The sequence below is a fragment of the Variovorax sp. Root473 genome (assembly GCF_001426505.1).
GTDB lineage: Bacteria > Pseudomonadota > Gammaproteobacteria > Burkholderiales > Burkholderiaceae_C > Variovorax.
The window spans coordinates 41,441-59,338 of the sequence record NZ_LMEV01000017.1 but is presented as its reverse complement, the minus strand read 5'-3'; the positions used below and the strand labels follow the sequence as shown (position 1 = coordinate 59,338).

Here is a 17,898-nt window from a genome sequence, read left to right as displayed (position 1 = left end):
CCGACGAAGCCGCCGCCATGGAACTGACCCCGCGCGAAAAAGACAAGCTGCTGATCTTCACGGCCGCCCTGCTGGCTGAACGCCGCAAGGCGCGGGGGCTCAAGCTGAACTACCCGGAAGCCATCGCGCTGATCACCGCCGCCGTGATGGAAGGCGCCCGCGACGGCAAGAGCGTCGCCGAGCTGATGAGCGAGGGCCGCAGCGTGCTCACCCGCGCCGACGTGATGGACGGCATCGCCGAGATGATTCCCGACATCCAGGTCGAAGCCAGCTTTCCCGACGGCACCAAGCTCGTGACCGTCCACCAGCCGATCGTCTGAACCTCCGCCACAAGAAGAAAGAACCCGCCATGCGCTTCGCAAAAACTTCTGCCCTGCTCGTCACCCTCCTGCTGCCGCTGGCCGCCAGCGCCCACACCGGCGTCGACGGCGGCGTGCACCACGGCTTCACCACCGGCTTCATGCACCCGCTCACGGGCGCCGACCACCTCGCGGCGATGGTCGCGGTGGGCCTGTGGAGCGCCCTCGTCGCGCGCCGCGCCTGGCCCGACCTGCTGTGGGCGCCGCTGGCCTTCGCGGGCATGCTGCTCGCGGGTGCGCTGGCCGGGCTGGCCGGCGTGCAGCTGCCGGCGGTCGAACCGATGATCGCCGCCTCGCTGCTGGTTCTGGGCCCGCTGGTCGCCACGCGCGTGCACCTGCCGGCCGGCGTCGCCGTGGCCGTCGTGGGCCTGTTCGCCGTCTTCCACGGCGTGGCGCACGGCCACGAACTGGCGGGCGAACACGGCGCGGCCCTCACGCTGGCCGGCATGGTCAGCGCCACGCTGCTGCTGCACGCGGTGGGCATCGCGCTGGGCTGGGCGCTGCGCCATGCCAACGTCTGGGGCACTTGGCTATCGCGCGTCGCCGGCGCCGCCGTGGTCGCGCTGGGCGCCACGCTGCTGGCCCAGGCCGTCTGAGGCGCCCATGACACCCGGCGAACTCCTCATTGGCGACAGCGAGCACACGCTCAATCCCGGCCGCCGCGCGCTCACGCTGGTCGTGCGCAACACGGCCGACCGGCCGATCCAGGTCGGCTCGCACTACCACTTCGCCGAGACCAACGGCGCGCTCGACTTCGACCGCGCCGCCGCGCGCGGCATGCGCCTGAACATCGCCTCGGGCGCCGCCGTGCGCTTCGAGCCCGGCCAGCAACGCACGGTCGAGCTGGTCGACTTCTCGGGCGATCGCATCGTCTACGGCTTTCGCGGCCTCGTTCAAGGAAAGCTCTGACCATGGCCACCATCGGGCGACGCGCCTATGCGGAAATCTTCGGCCCCACCGTGGGCGACCGGGTTCGCCTGGCGGACACCGACCTGCTGATCGAGGTGGAAGCCGACTACACGCTGCGCGCCGGCGGCTACGGCGAAGAGGTGAAGTTCGGCGGCGGCAAGACGATTCGCGACGGCATGGCCCAGTCGCAGCGCACACGCACGCAAGGGGCGGTCGACACCGTGATGACCAACGCGCTGATCCTCGACCACTGGGGCATCGTGAAGGCCGACATCGGCCTGAAGGACGGCCGCATCGCCGCCATCGGCAAGGCCGGCAACCCCGATGTGCAGCCGGGCGTGGACATCGTCATCGGCCCGGGCACCGAGATCATCAGCTGCGAAGGCACCATCGTTACCGCGGGCGGCATCGACAGCCACATCCACTTCATCTGCCCGCAGCAGATCGAAGAGGCGCTGGCCTCGGGCGTGACGACCATGCTCGGCGGCGGCACCGGCCCGGCCACCGGCACCTTCGCGACCACCGCCACGCCCGGCCCCTGGCACATCGAACGCATGCTGCAGGCGGCCGACGCGTTCCCGATGAACCTGGGCTTCCTCGGCAAGGGCAACGCGAGCCTGCCGGATGCGCTGCACGAGCAGATCGAAGCCGGCGTCATCGGCCTGAAGCTGCACGAAGACTGGGGCACCACGCCCGCGGCCATCAGCAACTGCCTGGACGTGGCCGACGCCACCGACACGCAGGTGGCGATCCACAGCGACACGCTCAACGAGTCGGGCTTCGTCGAGAACACCATCGCGGCCGTGGGCGGGCGCGCCATCTGCGCCTTCCACACCGAGGGCGCGGGCGGCGGCCATGCGCCCGACATCCTGCGCGTGGTGGGCGAGGCGAACTTTTTGCCCTCGTCGACCAACCCGACGATGCCCTACACCGTGAACACGCTCGACGAGCACGTCGACATGCTCATGGTGTGCCACCACCTCGACGCCGGCATCGCCGAGGACCTGGCCTTTGCCGAGTCGCGCATCCGCAAGGAAACCATCGCCGCCGAAGACGTGCTGCATGACCTGGGCGCGATCAGCATGTTCAGCTCCGACAGCCAGGCGATGGGGCGTGTCGGCGAGGTGGTCATCCGCACCTGGCAGACCGCGCACAAGATGAAGCAGCAGCGCGGCGCGCTGCCCGAAGACAGCGAGCGCAACGACAACTTCCGCGCGCGCCGCTACGTGGCCAAGTACACGATCAACCCGGCCCTCGCGCACGGCATCGCGCACGAGGTGGGCTCCATCGAAGTCGGCAAATGGGCCGACCTCGTGGTCTGGAAGCCGGCCTTCTTCGGCGTGAAGCCCTTCACCATCATCAAGGGCGGCACCATCGCGATGGCCGCGATGGGCGACCCCAGTGCGTCGATTCCCACGCCGCAGCCGGTGCACTTCCGGCCGATGTTCGGCGCCTACGGCGGCTCGCTCGCGAAGAGCTCGCTGACCTTCGTCTCGCAGGCCGGGCTGGCCGCGGGCGTCAAGGAGCGCTACGGTTTAGCCAAGCACCTGAGCGCGGTGAAGAACATCCGCAACGTGCGCAAGCAGGACCTGATCCACAACGGCTACACGCCGAAGATGGAGATCGACGCGCAGACCTACGCGGTGCGCGCCGACGGCCACCTGCTCACCTGCGAGCCGGCGAAGGTGCTGCCGATGGCGCAGCGGTACTTCCTGTTCTGAACGAAGCCGCGCTGCGGATGCTGCGGTGACTCACACGCCCGGGTGCCGGCGATGCCAGTCGGTCGCGCGCTGGAACGCCCAGCCCGCGCGCACCAGCAGGTCTTCGCCGAAGTGCGGCGCCACGAACTGGAAGGCCACCGGCACGCCCGCCTCGGTGGCGCCGCCCGGCAAGGTGAGCGTGGGGCTGCCCGTGAGGTCGAACGGGCAGGTGTAGCGCAGCATGCCGGCCAGCAGCTCCGGGTCCACGCCGAGTTGGCCCGCGCGTTCGAGCGTCGGCGCCGCGAAGGGAATGGCCGGAATCAGCAGCAGGTCGATCGGCTCGAAGAACGCGCGCACGCGGCCCGTGAAATCGGCGCGGCGCAGCAGCAGCTTCTGGTAGTCGGTGGCGCTCTGCGACAGGCCCAGGTCGATCAACCCCGACAGGCCCGGGCCGTACTCATCACGCCGCGACGGGTACGTCGCCTCGTGCGCCACGGCGGTTTCGACCGCGCACAGCGGCGACCAGTCGAGCACGGCCTGCGTCGGATCGGGAAACACCACCTCGCGCACCTCGGCGCCCAGCGATTCGACCGTGCGGATCGCCGCTGCCAGCGTGGCGCGCGTGGGGGCATCCACGCGATCCAGCGTCCAGGCGGGATCGATGCCCACGCGCAGGCCGGCCAGGCCGCGCGTCATCGTCGCCAGGTAGTCGGGCACCGGCAGCGTGCTGGCCGTCGGGTCGCGCGGGTCGGCGCCGGCAATGGCCGCCAGCATCGCGCCCGCATCGGCGGCGCTGCGCGTCATGGGCCCGATGTGATCCAGTGAGGCGGCGAGTTCGAAGGCGCCGTGGCGGCTCACCCGGCCCCACGTCGGCTTCAGGCCGGTGATGCCGTTGGCCGCCGACGGAAAGCGGATCGACCCGCCCGTGTCGGTGCCCAGCGCGCCGAAGCACAGCCCCGCCGCTGTGGCCACGCCCGAGCCGCTGGACGACACGCCAGGCCACAGCGCGGCGTCCCACGGGTTGACCGGCGGCGCGATCTGCGGATGGTGGTCTGCAAAGGCGCCTTCGGTCTGCTGCAGCTTGCCCAGGATCACCGCGCCGGCCTCACGCAGGCGGTGCACCACGGTCGCATCTTCGGTCGGGCGGAACGACTGGTGGATCGTCATGCCGTGCGCGCTCGGCGCGCCTTCGGTCCACAGAAGATCTTTCACGGCCAGCGGCACGCCGTGCAGCGGCCCGCGCGCACGGCCGGCGGCGATCTCGGTGTCGGCGCGGCGCGCCTCGTCGAGCGCCTGCGCGTCCATGCGCGTCGCGTAGCTGCGCAGCCGGCCGTCGACGGCCTCGATGCGCGCGAGCATGGCGCGCGTGACTTCTTCCGACGAGCGCTCGCGTGACTGGATCTGCCGGCCGACTTCCAGCAGTTCGAGATGATGCAATTCCGTGTCCGCCATGACTGACTCCCGCGTGTGTAGGGTTGAAAAGAAGGTCCGAATCCAAGTGGCGACACTGCCACCCCGGGCGAACCTTATCGGCGCGCGGCGGCCCGCGCTGGTCTCTTCCGGACATGCACTTGTGCTGGGGCGGACACCCCGCGCGCGGCGATCAGCGCGGCTTCAGCAGCGTGTGCGGCGCGCAGCCATAGGCCTTGCGGAAGACCCGGCTGAAATGCGACAGGTCGGAAAACCCGTGCTGGAACGCCACGTCGGTCACGCTGTGCGAACGCCCGCCCATCAGCGCGTCGCGGCTGGCCTCGAGACGCGCCTGCCAGACCGCGCCCATCGCCGTCTCGCCCCGGCGCGCAAACGCCCGCGCCACGGTGCGCGCCGACACGTGATGCGCCTGCGCCAGCGCCTCGAGCGACAGCGCCGGATCGTCCAGGTGACGCTCGATGTAGGCCGTCATGCGCGCGTGCAGGCCGCGCTCGGCGCCGACGTCGCCAGCCATGTCCTGCTGGAGTTCGAGCGTCACGGCCAGCAGGTCGATGAGCGCGCCGCCGAAGCGCTCGGCGGCGGCGGAATGCGGCTGCGCAAAGGCGGGATTCGCCGTCTCCCGCAGCATCGCGTGCAGCGGCGCCGCACCGGGTCGGTCCGCGGTGATGGGCCGCGCGGTGAAATCTTCGGCCTTCGCGAAGCGCCGCAACAGCAGCCGACGCGGCATGCGTGCCAGGTAGACCGAGCGCGCGTCCATCGTGCATTCGAACGGCCGGCCGGCGTCGTAGAGCAGCATGTCGCCGCTGCGCAGCCGCCCCTGCCGCCCGCCTTGCACCAAGGTGCCCTCGCCCTCCTGCACGAACGCCAGCCACAGGTCGTCCAGGGGGTGCCGGCGCAGGTGGGGCGCGTCGCGCGACCAGTGATGCATCGGCGCCGACATGCGGTTGACGCTGACCGCGCCCACCTCGCGCACGTCGAGCCGCCCTTCGAACGGCTCGGCCGTCATCGTGCGACTGGCCGCGGGAATGCAGTGACGGCACACGACGTCGTGCCAGTAGTCGAAACGCAGCGGGGTGGCGACGTCGGTCGTCAGGTAGGCCAGGCTGTTCATGAGGCGGATGCTGGGGCGGATGGGGCGCGCAGGCAAGCCCCCGAGTCCACAAGGCCCGATATTTGCTAACGGAGGAAAGCCCGTTCCCTGCACGTTGGCCTCGCCGACGGGCTTGGGACACCACGCCGAACAGGGCTGCAAGAGGCGCTACATTCATCGGCCTCATCCGACCCCGCAACCCGCCATGCTCACCGCCAACAAACTCATGCCCCAGGGCCGCGGTCTCGCGCCCGTGCTGCTCAAGCGTGCCGCCACCATCGAACTCGACTGGGACGTGCGCCAGAAAAGCCGTTTCGACGCCACCGACTCGCAGGGCCGGCAGATCGGCATCTTCCTGCCGCGCGGCACCGCGGTGCGCGGCGGCGACGTGCTGGTCGCGGAAGACGGCTCGCTGGTGCGCGTGATCGCGGCGCCGCAGCCGGTGCTGCGCATCACGCACTGCACGGCGCACGGCACGCCGTTCGACCTGACGCGCGCGGCCTATCACCTGGGCAACCGGCATGTGCCGATCGAGCTCAAGCCCGACCACCTGAAGATCGAACCCGACCACGTGCTGGCCGACATGCTGCGCTCGATGCATCTGATCGTCGTCGCGGTCGAGGAAGCCTTCGAACCCGAAGGCGGCGCGTACGGATCGCAGGGGCACTCGCATGGCGGCCACAGTCACGACCACGACCACGACCACGGGCATTCCCACGTCAAGAGCGGCCCGAAGCCCCTCGTGCTCGCCCCCGAACTGCTCGACGACGATCACGGCCACTCACACTGAAATGACCCATCGCCCTTCCCGTGCGCAGGACACTGGGTGCTTCCCGCAGCGAAATCAAGGAGGAGGGGCGAAGCCCCGGGGGACATTCGCGGAGGGAAGTACCCGGTGGCCTGCGCACGCGCCCTGAACCACAGCGCAAGAATGCCCCCCCCGCACAGCCTCCTCCAGCTCATCTGGCTCGCCTCCCCCGCCCTGCCCGTGGGAGGCTTCTCGTACTCCGAGGGCATCGAGGCCGCAGTCGAATGGGCCGGCATCGACGCCGAAGCCAGCGCCACCGAGTGGCTCTCCGACCAGCTGCACCTGAGCTTCGCGCGCGGCGACCTCGCCCTGGCCGCCCAGGCGATCACCGCCTGGCGCGCGAACGACGCACAACGCATCCGCACCCTCAACGACTGGGTGCTGCACACCCGCGAATCCGCCGAATTCTTCCTGCAGACCGAGCAGATGGGCCGCTCCTTCGTCGAGTGGCTGAAGCTGCACCATGCCGACACGGCCGAGGTCTTCGCCGGCCTGCCCGCGACCTACCCCGTGGCCTTTGCGTTCGCGGCCAGCCGCACCGAAGCCACCGTGCAAGACGGCTGCCTGGCCTTCGCCTTCGGCTGGGCCGAGAACATGGTCGCCGCCGCCGTCAAGGCCGTGCCACTGGGCCAGAGCGCGGGCCAGCGCATCCTCGCGCGGCTGGCGAACGAAATCCCTGCGGCCGTCGACCGTGCGATGCACCTGAGCGACGACGAGCGCCAGGCCTTCGCGCCCCTGCTGGCGGTGTTGTCGGCCCGCCATGAAACACAATATTCCCGCCTCTTTCGAAGCTGACCGAACCGGACCTTTCCGCCCATGACCTCCGCCCTGCACCACATTCCGAACCGCACCAAGAAGCTCCCGCCGCTGCGCGTGGGCATCGGCGGCCCCGTCGGCTCGGGAAAGACCACGCTGCTCGAAATGCTCTGCAAGGCGATGCGAGACCAATACGACCTGGTCGCCATCACCAACGACATCTACACCAAGGAAGACCAGCGCCTGCTCACCGTGGCCGGCGCGCTGCCGGCCGAACGCATCATGGGCGTGGAAACCGGCGGCTGCCCGCACACCGCGATCCGCGAAGACGCGTCGATCAACCTCGAAGCCATCGACCGCATGCTCGAGGACTTTCCCGACGCCGACATCGTGTTCGTCGAGTCGGGCGGCGACAACCTCGCGGCCACCTTCAGCCCCGAGCTGTCGGACCTCACCATCTACGTGATCGATGTGGCCGCCGGCGAAAAGATCCCGCGCAAGGGCGGCCCCGGCATCACCAAGAGCGACCTGTTCGTCATCAACAAGACCGACCTCGCGCCTTATGTCGGCGCGAACCTCGACGTGATGGAACAGGACACCCAGCGCATGCGCCGCCAGCGCCCCTACGTGATGACCAACCTCAAGACGCTCACAGGCGTCGCCGAGGTGGTCGCCTTCATCGAAGAACGCGGCATGCTCACCGCCGCCTGATTTTTTCAATCAAGGCGGCGGCGGCCGCTCAGTGCGCCGCAGCCTCCGGCATCTGCCCGAACTTCCCGCTGCCGAAGTCCTGCATCGCCTGCACGATCTCGTCGCGCGTGTTCATCACGAACGGGCCGTGGCCGACGATGGGTTCGTCGATCGGCTCGCCGCTGAGCAGCAGCACCACCGCGTCGTTGTTGGCGTCCAGCGTCAGCGCATCGCCCGCGCGGTCGAGCAGCACCATCTGCGCGTCGCGCACGACCGCCTCCCCGTTCACCTGCACCGTGCCGCGCAGCACCACGATGGCGGCGGCATGGCCTTCGGGCACCGGCAGCGTCACCAGTGCACCCGGGTTCAGGCGCAGGTCCCACACGTTGATGGGCGTGAAGGTGCGGGCCGGTCCCTTGTTGCCAAGGTAGTCGCCTGCAATCACGCGCACGCTGCCCGCACCTTCTGGCAGCGGCACCGACGGAATCTGCGCATCGACGATGGCCTGGTAGCCGGGCGTGGCCATCTTGTCCTTGGCGGGCAGGTTGACCCACAGCTGCACCATCTCCAGCTCGCCGCCGTCGCGCGTGAACGCTTCGGAATGGAACTCCTCGTGCAGGATGCCCGCGCCCGCGGTCATCCACTGCACGTCGCCGGGGCCGATGGTGCCGCCCTGCCCGGTCGAGTCGCGGTGCGACACCTCGCCCTTGTAGACGATGGTCACGGTCTCGAAGCCGCGGTGCGGGTGCTGGCCCACGCCGCGCGGCTGATCGGTCGGCGTGAACTGGGCCGGGCCGGCGTAGTCCAGCAGCAAAAAGGGGCTGGCGTGGCGGCCCAGCGTGTCGTAGCTGAACAGCGAGCGCACGGGAAAACCGTCGCCCACCCAGTGCGGGCGCGGTGCGCTGTAGGTGCCGAGGATCTTCTTCATGGTCTGTGTTCCTTTCCATCTGGCGGCTCACCCGGAACGGGAAAGCCATCGATCAAGGATGGGGCCGCAACGATGCCTTGAGTAGATGCCAGAATTCGCCCTCATCGTTCCATCTGGCGAACGATCAACGGCACGGAGGGCCCCAGCCATGCGCGACCTGAACGACCTCTACTACTACGCCCAGGTGGTCGACCACGGCGGCTTTGCCCCGGCCGGCCGCGCGCTCAGCGTGCCCAAGTCGAGCCTGAGCCGGCGCATCGCGCTGCTCGAAGAGCGGTTGGGCGTGCGCCTCATCCAGCGCTCCACGCGCCGCTTCAGCGTCACCGACATCGGCCGCCAGTACTACGAGCACTGCGTGGCCATGCTGGTCGAGGCCGACGCCGCGCAGGAGGCCATCGACCGCCTGCAGGCCCAGCCGCAGGGGTTGGTGCGGCTGTCGTGCCCGCCGGCGCTGGTGGACTACCAGGTGGCCGAGATGCTCGCGCGGTTCATGACCGAATGCCCGCGCGTGACGGTTCAACTCGAGAGCACCAACCGCCGCGTCGACGTGATCCGCGAGGGCTTCGACCTCGCGCTGCGCGTGCGCTTTCCACCGCTCGAAGACACCGACCTGGTGATGAAGGTGCTCGGCCACAGCACGCAGCGGCTGGTGGCCCACCCGCGGCTGCTCGAAGGCCTGACGGCGCCGGCCAGCCCGGCCGACATCGGCCTGCTGCCCAGCCTGGACCTCGGCCCGGCCCAGCCGCACCACACCTGGTCGCTCGAAGGCCCCGACGGCGCGAGCGCCGAGGTGCGCCACCGACCCCGCCTGGTGACCGACGACATGGCCGCGCTGCGGCATGCCGCCTTGCAGGGCGTGGGCGTGGCCAAGATGCCGACGATGATGGTGCGCGACGACCTGCAGGCCGGCCGCCTGGTCGATGCGCTGCCTCAATGGGCGCCGCGCAGCGGCATCGTGCATGCGGTGTTCCCGTCGCGCCGCGGCCTGCTGCCGTCGGTGCGCAAGCTGATGGATTTCCTGGCGGAGGAGTACGCGGCGCTCGAAGTCCTCGAACTTGCGGGTATGTCGGCTCCCCCGGCTGCTTCGGGACCGACGCACACCTCGGTCGACTGAGCCCGGGCCTGCCGGGCCTCGCCGGAAAAATTACTCGGCCGTGCGCAACGCGGATGCGGTGGCTGCGGCAGTGCGCCGCGCATAGCGCTGCGCCAGCACCGCGCAGACCATCAGCTGCATCTGGTGGAACAGCATCAGCGGCAGCACGATCGCACCCACGGCGTGCGAGGCGAACAGCACCTTCGCCATCGGAATCCCGCTGGCCAGGCTCTTCTTCGAGCCGCAGAAGACAATGGTGGTCTCGTCCTCGACGTTGAAGCCGAAGCGCCGCGCCATGAAGGTCGTGAGCCCCAGCGCGAGCGCCAGCAGCACGCCGCACACCAGCAGCAGGCCGAGCAACGCGCTCACAGGGATCTGCTTCCAGAGCCCTTCGATCACCGCCGCGCTGAACGCCGTGTAGACCACCAGCAGGATCGAGCCCTGGTCCACGAACTTCAGCACCGCGGCGCGCTTCTGGATCCACTTGCCGATCACCGGGCGCGACAGGTGCCCGATGACGAAGGGCACCAGCAGCTGCAGCAGGATGCGCCCGATCGCGTCGAGCGACGAAGACGACGCCACCGCGCCGCCTTCAGGCAAGACCACCAGGCTCACCAGCACCGGCGTGATGAACACGCCCAGCAAGGTCGAGGCCGACGCGCTGCAGATCGCCGCCGGCATGTTCCCCCGCGCCATCGCCGTGAAGGCAATGGCCGACTGCACCGTCGCCGGCAGCACGCAGAGAAACAGCACGCCCGTGTAGAGCTGCGGCGTCACCAGCGGCGCCAGCGCCGGGCGCAGCGCGAGCCCCAGCAGCGGGAACATCACGAAGGTGCAGGCGAACACGAGCAGGTGCAGCCGCCAATGCATGATGCCCGCGAGGATCGCCTCGCGCGACAGCTTGGCGCCGTGCAGGAAGAACAGCAGCCCGATCGCGACCGTGGTCAGGCCCTCGAAGAAATGCGCCACGCGCCCGCTTGCGGGCAGCAGGCTGGCCAAGGCGACGACCACGACGAGCGCGATCGTGAAGTTGTCGGGGAGAAAGCGTGAACGTGCCATGGCCTGCATTGGACCTTCCGGCCATTCAAAAGAGAAATGGATTTATCGGATGGATATATGATTTGAGCGCATGAACGTCACACTTCGCCAACTTCGCGTCTTCCGCTGCGTGGCCGAGGGCCGCAACTTCAGCCGCGCCGGCGACCAGGTGGGCCTGAGCCAGCCGGCGGTGAGCCGGTCGATCTCGGAGCTCGAAGCCCAGCTGGGCCTCAAGCTGCTCGACCGCACGACGCGCGAGGTGGTGCTGACCGACGCTGGCCAGTCGTTCGCGGCCCGGCTCGACCGGGTGCTCGACGAACTCGACCAGACCTTGCAGGACGTGGCGGGCCTGGCCAGTGCGCGCGGCGGCAAGGTGCGCGTGGCGAGCAGCCCCACGCTCTCGGCCAACCTCATGCCCGACTGCATCGCCGCCTGCGCGGTGCAGGCGCCGGGCATCCAGTTCCTGCTGCTCGACCGCATCCAGCAGGACGTGCTGGACAGCGTGCGCAGCGGCGAGGTCGATTTCGGTGTGGTGATCGAGCCCTCCGAAGCCGAGGATCTGCACTGCGAATCGATCCTGGCCGACCCCTTCATGGTGGTGACGCTGCCGGGCCATCGGCTGACGCAGAAGGCGTCGGTGAACTGGTCCGCGCTTGACGGTCAGCCGCTGGTGCTTCTCGATCACGCGTCGGGCAGCCGGCGCCTCATCGACCAGGCGCTGGAGCGGCACGGCGCACACTGCGACGTGAAGCAGCAGCTGGGCCATGCGACCACCGTGTTTCGCATGGTCGAGGCCGGCATCGGCATCAGCGTGATGCCGGGGCTCTCGCTGCCGCCAGAGGGGCTGGCGCGGCTGGTGGTTCGTCCGCTGGTGCCGAACGTGCAGCGCGCGATCATGCTGATCCGGCGCCGCAACCGCGAACTGTCGCCGCTGGCGCAGCGGGTCTGGCGCATGGTGCGCGAGACGGCAGCCCTCAGTGAGGCGCCACCGGCTTCTTCAACGGCAAAGGCACGCTGAAGAAGCGCTCCTGCCGCTGGCGCACGCAGTAGTCGATCAGGTCCTCGACCTCGGTGGCCTTGTCGAACACCGCGTCGGCGCCGAGCTGCGCGCACTTGCGGCGCGTCTCGGGCGTGGCGTGATTGCTGAGCACCACGATCTTCTGTTTCGGATCGCGGTTGCGGCAGGCCTGCAGCAGGCCGTAGCCGGTGCCGTCGCCCAGGAACAGGTCGACGATGGCCAGGTCCCAGAGCGCCGGGTTGTGCGTGAGCCAGCGCGTGCCCTCGGCCTCCGACTCGGCCTGGCCGACCGGATCGATGCGCGCCATCTCGCGCAGTGTGCCGGTCAGGCTCGCGCGCAAGGCGGGGTTGTCTTCGACGATGAAGGCGCGGACGGTGGTCATGGACGGGGCTCTGCAACGGGGCTGCACAAGGGACGAGTGAGGCTACAAAGTGCCCCCGCCACACGTCGAAGGTGTGACACCCCACCGCGCGTAGGACATCACCCGCCGGCCCGCCCCGCCCGGCTCAGAGCGTGAGGATCGTGCAGCCCGTGGTCTTGCGCGCCTCGAGGTCGCGGTGCGCCTGCTGCACGTCGGCCAGTGCGTAGCGCTGGTCGATGGGTATCTTCACCGCGCCGCTTTGCACCACCGCGAAGAGGTCGTCGGCCATGGCCTGCGTGCGCTCGCGCGTGGCGATGTGCGTGAACAGCGTCGGACGCGTCACGTAGAGCGAACCCTTCGAGGCCAGCAGGCCGAGGCTGACCGGCGGCACCGGGCCCGAGCCGTTGCCGAAGATCGCGAGCAGGCCGAAGGGGCGCAGGCTGTCGACGGAGCCTTCGAAGGTGTCCTTGCCCACCGAGTCGTACACCACCTTCACACCCTGGCCACCGGTGATTTCCTTCACGCGTGCCGCGAAGTTCTCTGTGCTGTAGTTGATGGCGTGCGCCGCGCCGTGCGCCAGCGCGAGCTGGCACTTGGCATCGCTGCCGGCCGTGCCGATGAGCTGCAGGCCGAGCGCCTTGGCCCACTGGCACGCGATGAGGCCCACGCCGCCCGCCGCCGCATGGAACAGCACGAAGTCGCCGGGCTGCAGGCCTTCGGCCGGCAGCGTCTTCTTCAGCAGGTACTGCGCGGTGAGGCCCTTGAGCATCATGGCCGCGCCGGTCTCGAAGGAGATGTCGTCGGGCAGCCTGCACACGCACCTGGCGGGCATCACGCGCAGCTCGCAATACGCGCCCGGCGGCTGGCTCGCGTAGGCGGCGCGGTCACCCACCTTCAGGTGCGTCACGCCCTCGCCCACCGCCTCGACGATGCCCGAGGCCTCCATGCCCAGCTGCAACGGCATCTGGAACGGGTACAGGCCGGTGCGCTGGTAGGTGTCGATGAAGTTCAGGCCCACGGCCTTGTGACGGATGCGGATCTCGCCGGGGCCGGGCTCGCCCACCTCGACCTCGACGACCTTCAGTTCCTCGGGACCGCCATGGCGGTCGATACGGACGGCTTTGCTCAACATCGTTGCTGTCTCCACGCAGGGGAAAAAAGAATGGGACGGGCATCGTGCCACGTTTGGGATTTTCACGACGCACACCGGGTGAAGAGCGGACACGTCGCGGCCCCGGTAGAGTCGGCGGCCATGTCTTCCGCATCGCATCACCGCCTCACGCCCCTCACCGCCCTTCTGCTCACCGTGCCGCCGCTGCTGTGGGCCGGCAATGCCGTGGTCGGCCGCCTGGTGCGCGCGCTGGTGTCGCCGCTGACGCTGAACTTCGTGCGCTGGGTGATCGCGTTCGTGCTGCTGCTGCCGCTGGCGGCGTGGGTGCTGCGGCGAAGCAGCCCGCTGTGGGCGCACTGGAAGCGCTACGCGCTGCTGGGCTTGCTGGGCATCGGCCTGTACAACGCGTTCCAGTACCTGGCGCTGCAGACTTCCACGCCGATCAACGTCACGCTGGTGGGCTCGAGCCTGCCGCTGTGGATGCTGGCCGTGGGCACGCTGTGCTTCGGCGCGCGCGCCAGCCGGCGCACGGTGGGCGGCGCGCTGCTGTCGATGCTCGGCGTGCTGCTGGTCCTGAGCCGCGGCGAGTGGCAACAGCTGCTGGCGCTGCGGCTGGTGCCGGGCGACCTCTACATGATCGTGGGCACCATCGCCTGGGCCTTCTACAGCTGGTTGCTCGCGCGCACGCACGAACCCGCCGACGTGCGCGGCGACTGGGCCGCCTTCCTGATGGCGCAGCTGGTGTTCGGCCTCGCATGGTCGGGTGCGCTGGCCGCCGGCGAATGGACGCTGACCGACGCCCACATCGACCTGGGCTGGCCCCTCATTGCAGCGATGCTGTTCATCGGCATCGGCCCCGCCGTGCTGGCCTACCGCTGCTGGGGCACCGGCGTGCAGCGCGCGGGCCCGCAGGCGGCGAGCATCTTCATGAACCTCACGCCGCTGTTCGCGGCCGTGCTGTCGGCGGCCTTCCTGGGCGAGGCGCCGCACTGGTACCACGGCGCCGCCTTCGTGCTGATCGTCGGCGGGATCGTGGTGTCCTCGCGGCGCTGAGAACGAGGCGGTTCCTTCAAGCGNGGCTTTGCCGGGCCTCAGGTGTTGCCCCCGGTAGGGGGTTGGCGAAGCGACACGAAGTGCGCGAAGCCTGGGGGCGAGCTTAGTAAGTGCCGGGGTAGGCGCCGCCGTCGGCGAGCACGTTTTGCCCAGTCATGTAGCCAGCCTGCATGCTGCACAGGAACGCGCAGATCGCGCCGAACTCCGCCGGGTTGCCGAAGCGCTTGGCCGGAATGTTCTTCTTGCGCGCTTCCCACACGGTGTCGAAATCCTGGCCCGACTTCTGCGCCGCGCCGGCCATCGTGCCCTTGAGGCGGTCGGTCTCGAAGGAGCCCGGCAGCAGGTTGTTGATGGTCACGCCCTGCGCCGCCACCGACGTGCGCGCCACGCCGGCCACGAAGCCCGTGAGGCCGCTGCGCGCGCCGTTCGACAGGCCCAGGATGTCGATCGGCGACTTCACCGAGCTCGACGTGATGTTGACGATGCGACCGAAGCCGCGCTGGGCCATGCCATCGACCGTGGCCTTGATGAGCTCGATGGGCGTGAGCATGTTGGCGTCGACCGCCTTGATCCACGCCTCGCGGTCCCAGTTGCGGAAGTCGCCGGGCGGCGGGCCGCCGGCGTTGGTGACGACGATGTCGAAGTCATGGCCCAGCGCGAACACGGCCGCGCGGCCGGCTTCGGTGGTGATGTCGGCCGCCACGGGCTTGACGAACGGACCCGACGGGCCGGCCGCTTCGGTGAGCTTCTTCGCCGCTGCGTCGAGCGCCTCGGCGCCGCGCGCCACGATCACCACGTTGACGCCCTCGCGCACCAGCGCCTCGGCGCAGCCGTAGCCCAACCCCTTGCTCGCGCCGCACACCAGCGCGGTCTTGCCTGCAATGCCCAGATCCATGTGTTTGCTCCAGTCGATCGATGGATTGATTGATCGTGCAGGGACGGCTACCGCCCCTTGCGTGTGAAAACGAAGATGCCCGCGATGACGAGCACCGTGCCGGCCGCGATCCACGCGGTGAACGGCTCACCCAGTATGACCACCCCCATGAGGATGGTCGACAGGGGCCCGATCATGCCGGTTTGCGCTGCAATGGCGGGCCCGATGCGCTCGATGGCCATCATCACCATGAGGACAGGCACAGCGGTGCACAGCGTGGCGTTGAGCACCGACAGCCAGACCACCTCGGGTGCGACCGCCATCGCCGCGCTCATCGGCCGCGTGAGCACGAACTGCAGGATGCACAACAGGCAGGCCACGGTGGTGGCCAGCCCCACGAGCCGCAGCGAGCCCAGGCGCTTGACGAATTCACCGCTGTACACGAGGTAGCCCGCATAGCTCACCGCGCTCAGGAACACGAGGAACGCGCCCCATGCCGCCGCGCCGCCGCCCTTGCCGTCGCCGCCGGTCCACAGTTCGTGGCCAAACACCAGCAGCACGCCAGCGTAGCTCACGACCATGCCGATCACCTGCGGGCGCGTCGGGCGGCGCCGGTACAGCAGCCAGCCGAAGAACAGCACCAGCGTGGGGTTGAGGTACAGGATCAGGCGCTCGAAGCTGGCCGAGATGTAGGCCAGCCCGGCAAAGTCGAGAAAGCTCGCAAGGTAGTAGCCCGAAAAACCGAGCCCCAGGATGCCAAGCCAGTCGCGCGTCGTGAGCGCGGGCTTGCCGCGGCCGGCCCACCACGCCATCAGCGCGAACAGCGGCAGCGCGAAGAGCATGCGCAGCATGATGAGCGTGATGGCGTCGACGCCGTAGCGGTACGCGAGCTTGACGATGATGGCCTTGCCGCTGAACGCGATGGCGCCCAGCGTGGCAAGGACGAGGCCGGTGACGTAGCCCTTGCGGGCGGCCTCGTGTCCGTGCGGGGGAATGCCGGCCGATGCGGCTGCTTTGTTCATCCCCCGATCATCCCTTGATCCTCAGTAGCCTGCAGCGAGGCCGTCGCGGCGCGGGTCACTGGCCGCGACGTAGCCTTCGACCGACGGCTCGCCCGCGCGCCAGATGAACTGGCCGGCGCCGAAGTCCTGGTAAGAGTCGTTGATCACATCCAGGTGATGGCCCAGGTCGCGCAGGCCCTGCACCGTCTCGGCTTTCATCGCGGCTTCGACGTTGATCTCGAGCCCAGCGTTGAAGCGCCAGCGCGGCGCATCGCAGGCGGTCTGCGGCGCCTGGCCGTAGTCGAGCATGCGCACCAGCGTCTGCATGTGGCCCTGCGGCTGCATGTTGCCGCCCATCACGCCGAAGCTCATCACCGGCTGGCCGTCCTTGGTGAGGAAGGCCGGGATGATGGTGTGGAACGGGCGCTTGCCCGGTGCCACCACATTCGGGCTCTCGGCCTTGAGGCTGAAGCCGTGGCCGCGGTTCTGCAGGCTGATGCCGAATTCCGGCTCGACGCAGCCCGAGCCGAAGCCCATGTAGTTGCTCTGGATGAAGCTCACCATCATGCCGCTCTCGTCCGCCGCGGTGAGGTAGATGGTGCCGCCCTTGACCGGGTTGCCGGCCTTGAAGTCCTGCGCCTTGTTCACGTCGATGAGTCTCGCACGCGAAGCCAGGTACGCGTCATCGAGCATTTGCGCGGGGGTCACCGTCATCGACGATGGCTCCGACACGTAGCGGTACACGTCGGCAAAGGCCAGCTTCATGGCCTCGATCTGCAGATGCTGCGACTGCACCGAGTCGACCGGCAGCGAGGCGATGTCGAATTTCTCGAGGATGCCCAGCGCGATCAGCGCCGCAATGCCCTGGCCGTTCGGCGGGATCTCGTGCAGCGTGTGGCCGCGGTAGTCGCGCGAGATGGGCTTGACCCACTCGGGCTGGTAGGCCGCCATGTCCGCCACGGTGAGCGCGCCGCCTTGCTCCTTCGAGAACTTGGCGATCGCCTCGGCGATCTCGCCGTTGTAGTAGGCCTCGCCCTTGGTGCGGGCAATGGCCTTGAGCGCGCGTGCCGCCGCGGTGAAGCGGAACAGCTCGCCGATCTCGGGCGCGCGGCCCCAGGGCAGGAAGGCCTGGGCAAAGCCCGGCTGCGACTGCAGCAACGGCGTGGCTGCCGCCCACTTGCCCTGCACCACCGGTGGCACGAGGTAGCCGCGCTCCGCGATGTCGATGGCAGGCGCCATCAGGTCGGCAAAGGGCAGCTTGCCGAAGCGGTCGCTCATCGCGACCCAGCCGCGCACCGCGCCCGGCACGGTGACCGAGTCGATGCCGCGCATCGGCGGCGTGGCCGCGTCGGCGCCGTACTTGGCCTTGAAGTAGTCGGGCGTCCAGGCCTTCGGCGCGGGGCCCGAGGCGTTGAGGCCGTGCAACTCCTTGCCGTCCCACAGGATGCAGAAGGCGTCGCTGCCCAGGCCGTTGCTCACGGGCTCGACCAGCGTCATCACCGCGGCCGTGGCAATGGCCGCATCGACCGCGTTGCCGCCCTGCTGCAGGATGCGCAGGCCGGCCTGCGCGGCCAGCGGGTGCGACGTGGCGACCACGTTGCGCGCGAAGACCGGGAGGCGGGTCGAGAGGTAGGGATTGTTGAAGTCGAAGTTCATGTCGGCGTGCTCTCTGCTCTCG

19 protein-coding genes are annotated in these 17,898 nt (G+C 69.3%); 10 read left to right on the top strand and 9 right to left on the bottom strand.

The window, feature by feature from the left end; all coding sequences use genetic code 11:
* The first annotated feature begins 17 nt into the window (after positions 1–17).
* The 4 genes from ASD34_RS13505 to ureC are packed head-to-tail and all read left to right on the top strand — an operon-like array spanning position 18 to position 2,989.
* The gene (locus ASD34_RS13505; RefSeq protein WP_056578201.1) at positions 18–320 is read left to right on the top strand and encodes an urease subunit gamma; all 303 of its coding nucleotides are present in this window, start codon (positions 18–20) and stop codon (positions 318–320) included.
* A 29-nt stretch (positions 321–349) separates the two neighbouring features.
* A complete protein-coding gene (locus ASD34_RS13500) occupies positions 350–955 on the top strand; it encodes a HupE/UreJ family protein (RefSeq protein ID WP_056578199.1) in 606 nt (201 codons plus the stop codon).
* A gap of 7 nt (positions 956–962) precedes the next feature.
* Positions 963–1,268 carry an urease subunit beta gene (locus tag ASD34_RS13495; RefSeq protein ID WP_056578197.1) on the top strand — a complete coding sequence of 102 codons (306 nt, stop codon included), beginning with the start codon at positions 963–965 and terminating at the stop codon, positions 1,266–1,268.
* Between the two features lie 2 nt (positions 1,269–1,270).
* Positions 1,271–2,989 (top strand): urease subunit alpha, encoded by a 1,719-nt coding sequence (gene ureC, locus ASD34_RS13490; protein ID WP_056578195.1) that lies wholly within the window; start codon positions 1,271–1,273, stop codon positions 2,987–2,989.
* Positions 2,990–3,019: 30 nt separating this feature from the next.
* Here ureC and ASD34_RS13485 read toward each other — a convergent pair whose 3' ends face one another.
* Positions 3,020–4,420 carry an amidase gene (locus ASD34_RS13485; RefSeq protein ID WP_056578193.1) on the bottom strand — a complete coding sequence of 467 codons (1,401 nt, stop codon included), beginning with the start codon at positions 4,418–4,420 and terminating at the stop codon, positions 3,020–3,022.
* 151 nt (positions 4,421–4,571) lie between these two features.
* Complete coding sequence (locus ASD34_RS13480; protein ID WP_056578191.1) at positions 4,572–5,510, bottom strand: helix-turn-helix domain-containing protein; 939 nt, start codon at positions 5,508–5,510, stop codon at positions 4,572–4,574.
* Between the two features lie 184 nt (positions 5,511–5,694).
* On the opposite strand from ASD34_RS13480, the gene ureE reads away from it, so the two are divergent.
* From ureE to ureG, 3 genes are all read left to right on the top strand, one after another.
* Positions 5,695–6,279, top strand: a complete 585-nt coding sequence (gene ureE, locus ASD34_RS13475) for an urease accessory protein UreE (RefSeq protein WP_056578189.1) — start codon at positions 5,695–5,697, stop codon at positions 6,277–6,279.
* Between the two features lie 141 nt (positions 6,280–6,420).
* Positions 6,421–7,092 (top strand): urease accessory protein UreF, encoded by a 672-nt coding sequence (locus tag ASD34_RS13470; protein WP_056578187.1) that lies wholly within the window; start codon positions 6,421–6,423, stop codon positions 7,090–7,092.
* Positions 7,093–7,113: 21 nt separating this feature from the next.
* Positions 7,114–7,764 carry an urease accessory protein UreG gene (gene ureG, locus ASD34_RS13465; RefSeq protein WP_056578185.1) on the top strand — a complete coding sequence of 217 codons (651 nt, stop codon included), beginning with the start codon at positions 7,114–7,116 and terminating at the stop codon, positions 7,762–7,764.
* A 28-nt stretch (positions 7,765–7,792) separates the two neighbouring features.
* Here the strand turns inward: ureG and ASD34_RS13460 are convergent, their stop codons facing one another.
* Positions 7,793–8,671, bottom strand: coding sequence for a pirin family protein (locus ASD34_RS13460; RefSeq protein WP_056578183.1), 879 nt, complete (start codon positions 8,669–8,671; stop codon positions 7,793–7,795).
* A gap of 148 nt (positions 8,672–8,819) precedes the next feature.
* Between ASD34_RS13460 and ASD34_RS13455 the strand changes: the two genes are divergently transcribed.
* Positions 8,820–9,785: a LysR family transcriptional regulator gene (locus ASD34_RS13455; RefSeq protein ID WP_056578182.1), complete on the top strand. Its 966-nt coding sequence runs from the start codon at positions 8,820–8,822 to the stop codon at positions 9,783–9,785.
* A gap of 30 nt (positions 9,786–9,815) precedes the next feature.
* Here the strand turns inward: ASD34_RS13455 and ASD34_RS13450 are convergent, their stop codons facing one another.
* Positions 9,816–10,823 carry a bile acid:sodium symporter family protein gene (locus ASD34_RS13450; protein ID WP_056582313.1) on the bottom strand — a complete coding sequence of 336 codons (1,008 nt, stop codon included), beginning with the start codon at positions 10,821–10,823 and terminating at the stop codon, positions 9,816–9,818.
* 70 nt (positions 10,824–10,893) lie between these two features.
* Between ASD34_RS13450 and ASD34_RS13445 the strand changes: the two genes are divergently transcribed.
* Positions 10,894–11,820, top strand: a complete 927-nt coding sequence (locus ASD34_RS13445; protein ID WP_056578180.1) for a LysR family transcriptional regulator — start codon at positions 10,894–10,896, stop codon at positions 11,818–11,820.
* Here ASD34_RS13445 and ASD34_RS13440 read toward each other — a convergent pair.
* Both ASD34_RS13440 and ASD34_RS13435 read right to left on the bottom strand, forming a co-directional pair.
* Complete coding sequence (locus ASD34_RS13440; RefSeq protein ID WP_056578178.1) at positions 11,777–12,202, bottom strand: response regulator; 426 nt, start codon at positions 12,200–12,202, stop codon at positions 11,777–11,779. The genes ASD34_RS13445 and ASD34_RS13440 overlap by 44 nt on opposite strands.
* Positions 12,203–12,326: 124 nt before the next feature.
* On the bottom strand, positions 12,327–13,313 hold the full coding sequence (locus tag ASD34_RS13435) for a quinone oxidoreductase family protein (protein WP_082548663.1): 987 nt from the start codon (positions 13,311–13,313) through the stop codon (positions 12,327–12,329).
* Between the two features lie 120 nt (positions 13,314–13,433).
* Between ASD34_RS13435 and ASD34_RS13430 the strand changes: the two genes are divergently transcribed.
* The gene (locus tag ASD34_RS13430) at positions 13,434–14,345 is read left to right on the top strand and encodes a DMT family transporter (protein ID WP_056578176.1); all 912 of its coding nucleotides are present in this window, start codon (positions 13,434–13,436) and stop codon (positions 14,343–14,345) included.
* A gap of 103 nt (positions 14,346–14,448) precedes the next feature.
* On the opposite strand, the gene ASD34_RS13425 is transcribed toward ASD34_RS13430, so the two are convergent.
* From ASD34_RS13425 to ASD34_RS13415, 3 genes are read right to left on the bottom strand one after another with little or no spacing between them, the layout of a single operon-like run.
* Positions 14,449–15,240 carry an SDR family oxidoreductase gene (locus ASD34_RS13425; protein WP_056578174.1) on the bottom strand — a complete coding sequence of 264 codons (792 nt, stop codon included), beginning with the start codon at positions 15,238–15,240 and terminating at the stop codon, positions 14,449–14,451.
* A gap of 47 nt (positions 15,241–15,287) precedes the next feature.
* The gene (locus ASD34_RS13420) at positions 15,288–16,241 is read right to left on the bottom strand and encodes a DMT family transporter (RefSeq protein ID WP_056578172.1); all 954 of its coding nucleotides are present in this window, start codon (positions 16,239–16,241) and stop codon (positions 15,288–15,290) included.
* Between the two features lie 21 nt (positions 16,242–16,262).
* Positions 16,263–17,876: a gamma-glutamyltransferase family protein gene (locus ASD34_RS13415; RefSeq protein WP_056578170.1), complete on the bottom strand. Its 1,614-nt coding sequence runs from the start codon at positions 17,874–17,876 to the stop codon at positions 16,263–16,265.
* Positions 17,877–17,898: the final 22 nt, after the last annotated feature.

Excerpts from the sequence above, each read along its gene's own strand:
- ASD34_RS13505 (WP_056578201.1), top strand. The coding sequence starts at position 18 with ATGGAACTGACCCCGCGCGAAAAAGACAAGCTGCTGATCTTCACGGCC.
- ASD34_RS13500 (WP_056578199.1), top strand. The coding sequence starts at position 350 with ATGCGCTTCGCAAAAACTTCTGCCCTGCTCGTCACCCTCCTGCTGCCG.
- ASD34_RS13495 (WP_056578197.1), top strand. The coding sequence starts at position 963 with ATGACACCCGGCGAACTCCTCATTGGCGACAGCGAGCACACGCTCAAT.
- ureC (WP_056578195.1), top strand. The coding sequence starts at position 1,271 with ATGGCCACCATCGGGCGACGCGCCTATGCGGAAATCTTCGGCCCCACC.
- ASD34_RS13485 (WP_056578193.1), bottom strand. The coding sequence starts at position 4,420 with ATGGCGGACACGGAATTGCATCATCTCGAACTGCTGGAAGTCGGCCGG.
- ASD34_RS13480 (WP_056578191.1), bottom strand. The coding sequence starts at position 5,510 with ATGAACAGCCTGGCCTACCTGACGACCGACGTCGCCACCCCGCTGCGT.
- ureE (WP_056578189.1), top strand. The coding sequence starts at position 5,695 with ATGCTCACCGCCAACAAACTCATGCCCCAGGGCCGCGGTCTCGCGCCC.
- ASD34_RS13470 (WP_056578187.1), top strand. The coding sequence starts at position 6,421 with ATGCCCCCCCCGCACAGCCTCCTCCAGCTCATCTGGCTCGCCTCCCCC.
- ureG (WP_056578185.1), top strand. The coding sequence starts at position 7,114 with ATGACCTCCGCCCTGCACCACATTCCGAACCGCACCAAGAAGCTCCCG.
- ASD34_RS13460 (WP_056578183.1), bottom strand. The coding sequence starts at position 8,671 with ATGAAGAAGATCCTCGGCACCTACAGCGCACCGCGCCCGCACTGGGTG.
- ASD34_RS13455 (WP_056578182.1), top strand. The coding sequence starts at position 8,820 with ATGCGCGACCTGAACGACCTCTACTACTACGCCCAGGTGGTCGACCAC.
- ASD34_RS13450 (WP_056582313.1), bottom strand. The coding sequence starts at position 10,823 with ATGGCACGTTCACGCTTTCTCCCCGACAACTTCACGATCGCGCTCGTC.
- ASD34_RS13445 (WP_056578180.1), top strand. The coding sequence starts at position 10,894 with ATGAACGTCACACTTCGCCAACTTCGCGTCTTCCGCTGCGTGGCCGAG.
- ASD34_RS13440 (WP_056578178.1), bottom strand. The coding sequence starts at position 12,202 with ATGACCACCGTCCGCGCCTTCATCGTCGAAGACAACCCCGCCTTGCGC.
- ASD34_RS13435 (WP_082548663.1), bottom strand. The coding sequence starts at position 13,313 with ATGTTGAGCAAAGCCGTCCGTATCGACCGCCATGGCGGTCCCGAGGAA.
- ASD34_RS13430 (WP_056578176.1), top strand. The coding sequence starts at position 13,434 with ATGTCTTCCGCATCGCATCACCGCCTCACGCCCCTCACCGCCCTTCTG.
- ASD34_RS13425 (WP_056578174.1), bottom strand. The coding sequence starts at position 15,240 with ATGGATCTGGGCATTGCAGGCAAGACCGCGCTGGTGTGCGGCGCGAGC.
- ASD34_RS13420 (WP_056578172.1), bottom strand. The coding sequence starts at position 16,241 with ATGAACAAAGCAGCCGCATCGGCCGGCATTCCCCCGCACGGACACGAG.
- ASD34_RS13415 (WP_056578170.1), bottom strand. The coding sequence starts at position 17,876 with ATGAACTTCGACTTCAACAATCCCTACCTCTCGACCCGCCTCCCGGTC.